Annotated in this window: 5 protein-coding genes; all 5 read right to left on the reverse strand. The window is 33.9% G+C overall.

Annotated features, from left to right (window positions below; genetic code table 11):
* The coding region (locus ACOYLP_RS09850; RefSeq protein WP_422856001.1) for a S1 RNA-binding domain-containing protein at nucleotides 1-511 on the reverse strand (511 nt) is incomplete at its 3' end.
* Between the two features lie 343 nt (nucleotides 512-854).
* On the reverse strand, nucleotides 855-2,234 hold the full coding sequence (locus ACOYLP_RS09855; RefSeq protein WP_422856002.1) for a nucleoside permease: 1,380 nt from the start codon (nucleotides 2,232-2,234) through the stop codon (nucleotides 855-857).
* A 66-nt stretch (nucleotides 2,235-2,300) separates the two neighbouring features.
* Complete coding sequence (cmk, locus tag ACOYLP_RS09860; protein WP_422856003.1) at nucleotides 2,301-2,996, reverse strand: (d)CMP kinase; 696 nt, start codon at nucleotides 2,994-2,996, stop codon at nucleotides 2,301-2,303.
* 44 nt (nucleotides 2,997-3,040) lie between these two features.
* Nucleotides 3,041-4,069: a type IX secretion system protein PorQ gene (gene porQ / locus ACOYLP_RS09865; RefSeq protein WP_422856004.1), complete on the reverse strand. Its 1,029-nt coding sequence runs from the start codon at nucleotides 4,067-4,069 to the stop codon at nucleotides 3,041-3,043.
* A gap of 130 nt (nucleotides 4,070-4,199) precedes the next feature.
* Nucleotides 4,200-6,650: an endopeptidase La gene (gene lon / locus ACOYLP_RS09870; protein WP_422856005.1), complete on the reverse strand. Its 2,451-nt coding sequence runs from the start codon at nucleotides 6,648-6,650 to the stop codon at nucleotides 4,200-4,202.
* Nucleotides 6,651-6,720 lie beyond the last annotated feature (70 nt).

Here is a 6,720-nt window from a genome sequence, read left to right on the forward strand (position 1 = left end):
CATCGTAATCACGGATTGGTTTCACATCAATTTGTGAACCTGGTAAGAACGCTTCAATTCCGAAGACATCTACAATCATACCACCTTTAGTTCTACATTTAACAAAACCTTGAACGATTTCTCCTGTTTCGTTTGCAGCAATAACTCTATCCCAAGATTTTATTGTTCTTGCTTTTCTGTGAGACAATACTAACTGACCAGTTTTATCCTCACGGATGTCAATTAATACTTCTACTTTATCACCTACTTTTAGGTTTGGGTTGTAACGGAATTCGTTAAGTGAAATTACACCTTCTGATTTCGCGTTGATGTCAACAATTGCGTCTCTGTCAGTAATTCTAACTACTACACCTTCAACTACTTCTTCATGGTCAGTTGAGATAAAAGTTTTTGTAACTAAGTTCTCAAACTCTTCCAAGTTTTTTTGATCTACTGCGTCAATTCCTTCTGCATAGTTATGCCAGTTAAAATCATTTAAAAACGCTTCTTGTTCTTTGTTTAATACAGCCATGCTGATAAAATAATTTGTATGTTATGTTCTTCGAGTTTCTTAATGCGATAAAAACACAACAGTGTTTATATATAAATGTTTGATACCTAAAGGAAACTCTTCTTCGCCAAAAGGTTGGCAAAAGTAAGCATAAATTCTTAATTACAAAATAATTATAAAGAGAAAATAGATAATAGACGGATAGATAAATAGAAAATAGTTTAGAAGCGAAGGGTTTGGGAATTCTTGGTTTCCTTATTCCTGCTATCCGCGCTATACGGTAGCCAACTCCCCTCAGGACTAGATAGAAATTGTATTGAATAAAAAAGGCCTGACAGTTTTTAAAAAACTATCAGGCCTTTTTTTAGTGACTCACATTCGCTACATCATAGGGATTGTGTTTGTGTTTAAACATTAGACCAAAAAGAATTGCAATCACTAAAGAATATCCTGCGAAAGCTAGCCAAATGTTATGCCAATCCCTAATCATCAGCACAGATGAAAAACTACCATCATTTAAAATTTCAATGTTTTTCTCTTTTAACAAATTCAACATTACCGAATTATCAACCTCTGTCTGCAAATAAGCTGCTAAATGAGTAGACTTAGTATATGCCATCGTAAAGTATTTATCTATCAACCAACCTGAAGTAAAACTACCTAAAATAGCTCCAAATCCATTAGTCATCATCATAAACAATCCCTGAGCAGAAGATCTTATTTTATTATTTGTAGAAGTTTCAACAAATAATGAACCCGAAATATTGAAAAAATCAAATGCCATTCCGTAAACGATACAAGACATAATAATCATCCAAAGAGCGTCGGTGGGGTTTCCAAAAGAAAATAATCCAAAACGCAATACCCAGGCAAACATCGAAATCAGCATTACCCGTTTAATACCAAAGCGCTTTAAAAAGAAAGGGATAGCTAAAATAAAAAGCGTTTCTGAAATCTGGGAAATAGACATAATTATAGTTGAATATTTAACTACAAATGAATCTGCAAATCTTGGAACATGCTTAAACTCATCCAAGAAAACATCTCCGTAAGCATTAGTCAACTGCAAAGCACCACCCAAAAACATTGAGAAAATAAAAAACAAAGCAATTTTATAAGTGCCAAATAATTTAAAAGCTTCCAATCCTAATGATTCTACTAAGGATGATTTTTCAGACCTAACGTGTTGTGGTTTACATTTTGGCAATGTAAAAGCATACAGCCCTAATAAAATTGCTGCAATACAGGCTATATAGAACTGATAAGCTGTTGCTTTATTTCCAGATAAATTAGTTAACCACATAGCTGCAATAAAACCAATTGTTCCCCAAACCCTAATCGGTGGGAAATCTTTGACTACATCACTGTTATCGCTGTTTTTTAAAGCCGTATAGGAAATAGAATTTGACAGTGCTATTGTCGGCATGTAGAAACACATCGCCAAAAGCATTACATAAATGAAGTTGCCAGGCGTAGTTACTTGAGGAAGATAAAATAGAACCAACGCATACAATATATGAAGAACACCATATAATTTTTCTGCGTTAACCCAACGGTCAGCCATAATTCCGGTTAAAGTTGGCATGAACAAAGATGCAATTCCCATAGTTCCGAATACCAATCCAAATTGTGTTCCGTCCCATTGTTTGGTTCCAAACCAAAAGTTAGCAATCGTAATAAGCCATGCACCCCAAACAAAGAACTGAAAGAAGTTCATGGTAATTAATCTGTTTTTTATACTCATAAAAATAGTTTTTATTTTGTTAAAATAGAACGTAAATCTACTATTTATATCGAGATAAACAAATATTTACAACGATTTAGTCACATCTTCCACCATTTCCAATACGGCTTTGAATTGTTCTTCCCTAGTGAGATAGGAATTGTCAATTTCGATGGCACTATCAGCTTTTAACAAAGGTGAATCATCTCGATGTGTATCAATATAATCGCGTTGTTCAACATTTTTTAAGACTTCTTCAAAAGAGATTTCTTGTCCTTTTTCTTTTAACTCTTCATAACGTCTTTGTGCACGAGTTTCAAGACTTGCTGTCATAAAAACTTTGAGTTCTGCTTTCGGAAATACTACCGTACCTATATCGCGACCATCCATAACGATACCTTTTCCTTTTCCCATTTCTTGCTGCTGTTCCACCAATTTGGCACGAACCTCAGAAACCTCTGCAACTAGACTAACAAAATTAGAAACCTGAATTGTTCTGATTTCCTTTTCTATATTAACATCATTCAAATACATTTCGGCAAAGCCCAATTGAGGATTAAATTCGAAATGCAATTTGATAAAAGGCAAACTGTTAATTAAAGTTTGCTTATCAAAAAAATCAGCTGTTATATAACCGTTTTGCATAGCAAAATAAGTCACCGCACGATACATCGCGCCCGTATCAACATAAACATAACCCAAGTGCTTGGCTAATTGTTTGGCTAGTGTACTTTTCCCTGTGGAAGAAAATCCGTCGATGGCTATAGTGATTTTTTTACTCACAATTTTATTTTTTGGTGTTCGTGAATTTTCGGTTTCATTAGTTTTTATCTGTCATTTGAAAAATCAATTGTCAAGCCAAATAGACTTGTGTTGGCTGCTAAGGTATATCTAGAATAAGAATAATTAAATTTTATATTCCCCATTTTTAATCCGAAACCTATTGAAAGTCCAGAAAAATTTCGTTGTTCCAAGATACGCAATTCTTCTGCTCTTCTGAAATTATAACCCACACGTAAATTAAAACCTTTTTCAGGAAACAATTCGGCACCAATAATAACATGGCGTAATGCGTTTCCAAATATAGAAACTTTCTCTGGAGTTGACCCACCGTCTAAAGAACCCTGTGCCCTATTTGGGTTGGAAAAAGCCAATTGCCATTGTTGCATATTTTCTAAGGTTAAATGCCAACGAATTGGAACATTTTCCATCAGTTGCGATACTCCAATCAGCACTTCTAAAGGTAACTTTTCACGCGTTTCGGCATAAGGTGTAATTTGCACACCAACATTTCGAATGGATATCGCCCAATTTACATCGTTACGTGTATCAATAAACATCGCACCAATATCAATTGCTGCACCAAATGAACTATAACTTTCTAAAGTAGAATTGATCAATTTTGCATTCCCACCAATATAAAAATCAGAACCCGGAATATTATAGGCATATCCAAAAGTCAAAGCTATTTCGCTTCCAGTAAAACTTGATGTTTGCTGACCGTTTTCGTCATAGCCATCAAATTTTCCGTAATTTACATAATTCACGCCACCAAAAAATGTTTGGACATGACGGTCATAAGTATAAGCATAAGAAGCTGTCCCGTAGGTAACTTCACCAAAATAACTTCCATAATTTATAGCCAATTTATTATCCATTTCTGGATTTATATTTGCAGGATTAAAGTGTCCTTGATTTACATCGCTATCATAAAAGGTAATCACTTTTCCTCCTAAAGCTGCTTGTCTGGGTGAAGTTACTAAATTTAGAAATTGGTATATTGACTTTCCTCCAATTTGAGCATAACTGAACAAATTAGTTAGACAAAACCCAATACAAATTACTTTTTTAAACATCAAAATTGACTTATGCTATATACTGTAACGGAAATGCGAAGATATTATTTTATATGGTATTAAAAAAAGTAAAAAAGAAAAGGCATAAGCGTTATTACTTATGCCTTGCCTATATTTTTTAAAATCCAATTTACAATTTTTTTGCGTTTTTTACTTTCTGATTTGTCAAGGCAAAATCTATTACTTCACTCATCTCTTTTACGTAATGAAATGTTAGTCCTTCAATATATTCTGATTTTATTTCGTCTATGTCGCTTTTATTTTCATAACACAAAATAATCTCTTTGATATTTGCTCTTTTAGCTGCCAGGATTTTCTCTTTAATTCCACCAACAGGCAATACTTTTCCACGTAAAGTGATTTCCCCGGTCATGGCCAAATTCTTCTTTATTTTACGTTGGGTTAAAAGTGAAACTAACGAAGTCAACATTGCAATACCTGCACTTGGCCCGTCTTTGGGCGTTGCTCCTTCCGGAACGTGTAAGTGAATGTTATATTTGGATAACATTTCTGGATCTAATCCAAAAATATCGGCATTAGATTTTATATATTCCAAAGCAATTGTTGCTGATTCTTTCATGACAGTTCCTAAATTTCCTGTCAAAGTTAAATTCCCTTTTCCTGATGATATTAATGATTCTATAAATAAAATATCCCCACCAACCGATGTCCAAGCCAAACCTGTTACCACTCCGGCCACATCATTGCTTTCGGATTTATCACGTTCTAATTTGGGCGCGCCTAAAATTTTGATAATATCTTCGTCGGTAACTTTTAAGTTATAGGTTTCTTCCATTGCTACTGACTTTGCAGCATTCCGGATAACTTGAGCTAACTTTTGTTCCAAACTTCTAACTCCTGATTCACGAGTATAACCTTCTACGATTTTTTCTAGTTGTCTTTTGCCAATAGTTAAATCTTTTGTTTTTAAACCGTGCTCTTTCAATTGTTTTGGGAATAAATGCTGACGTGCAATTTCTACTTTTTCTTCAATGGTGTAACCAGTCATTTTGATAACTTCCATTCTGTCTTTCAATGCAGGTTGAATGGCTGCCATATTATTTGAAGTAGCAATAAACATTACTTTAGACAAATCATAACCCATTTCCAAAAAGTTATCATAAAAATCACTGTTTTGTTCTGGATCCAAAACTTCAAGTAATGCTGAAGAAGGATCGCCTTGGTGCGAATTTGATAATTTATCAATCTCATCTAAAACAAAAACCGGATTGGAAGTTCCTGCTTTTTTTAAACTTTGAATAATCCTTCCTGGCATAGCGCCGATATAGGTTTTCCTGTGTCCGCGTATTTCAGCTTCATCTCGTAAACCGCCAAGTGAAATTCGAACATATTCTCTTCCTAAAGATTCTGCTATTGATTTACCTATGGATGTTTTTCCAACTCCAGGAGGTCCGGTTAAGCAAATTATAGGCGATTTCATATCGTTTCTCAATTTCAATACTGCCAAATGTTCTATGATTCTTTTCTTCACATCTTCCAAACCAAAATGATCACGGTCAATAATTTTTTGAGCTCTTTTCAGATCGAAATTATCTTTGGAATAGTGATTCCATGGCAATTCTAAAAACAACTCAAGATAGTTTCTTTGAATACCAAAATCAGGTGCTTGCGGATTCATGCGCTGCATTTTGGAAATTTCTTTCTCAAAATGCTTTGCAGTTTTAGCATCCCAAGATTTAGTTTTAGCTTTCAAGCGCATTTCTTCAATTTCCTGATCATTTGAAACGCCACCCAATTCCTCCTGAATGGTTTTCATTTGTTGGTGCAAAAAATATTCACGTTGTTGTTGGTCTAAATCGAAACGAACTTTGGATTGAATATCATTTTTTAATTCCAATTTTTGCAGCTCGATGTTCATAAAACGCAAAGTTTCTAAAGCTCTTTCTTTTAATGCGTTAATCATCAATAAATCTTGTTTTTCTTTAACTGTAAGATTCATATTAGAGGAAACAAAATTGATTAAGAAAGATTGACTTTCAATATTTTTTATCGCAAAAGTAGCTTCAGATGGAATGTTTGGACTTTCCTTAATGATTTCGATAGCTAATTCTCTTGTAGAATCAATAATTGCTTGGAACTCCGTGTCATGTTTGCCTGGACGCTTTTCTTCAACTTCTTTAATAGTAGCTTTCAGATATGGTTTTTCGGTGTTAACAGCATCAATGGCAAAACGCTTTTTACCTTGTAATATAACAGTGATATTACCATCGGGCATTTTTAAAACACGAAGAATTTGAGCTACAGTTCCAACGGTATAAATATCATTTTTTGTTGGATCTTCATCTTCTTCATTTTTTTGTGCAACAACACCAATAATTTTATTTCCTGCATTAGCATCGTTTATAAGTTTTATTGATTTATCTCTTCCCGCCGAAATTGGAATTACAACGCCTGGAAAAAGAACCGTATTGCGTAAGGGTAAAATTGGCAAAGAATTTGGTAATTCTTCATTATTCATTTCTTCCTCATCTTCGGGAGTTAAAAGCGGAATTAAATCAGTTTCGGTATCGAATTCTTGTAGTGACAGATTGTCAAAAGATATTATATTACGGCTTGACATGTAATTTTTTTATTTCGTCAAATTGACATTAATTATTAAAAATGCTAAACAAATGTAGGACAACTTTTAA

The sequence above is a fragment of the Flavobacterium sp. genome, assembly GCF_049318325.1.
Taxonomy (GTDB): Bacteria; Bacteroidota; Bacteroidia; order Flavobacteriales; family Flavobacteriaceae; genus Flavobacterium.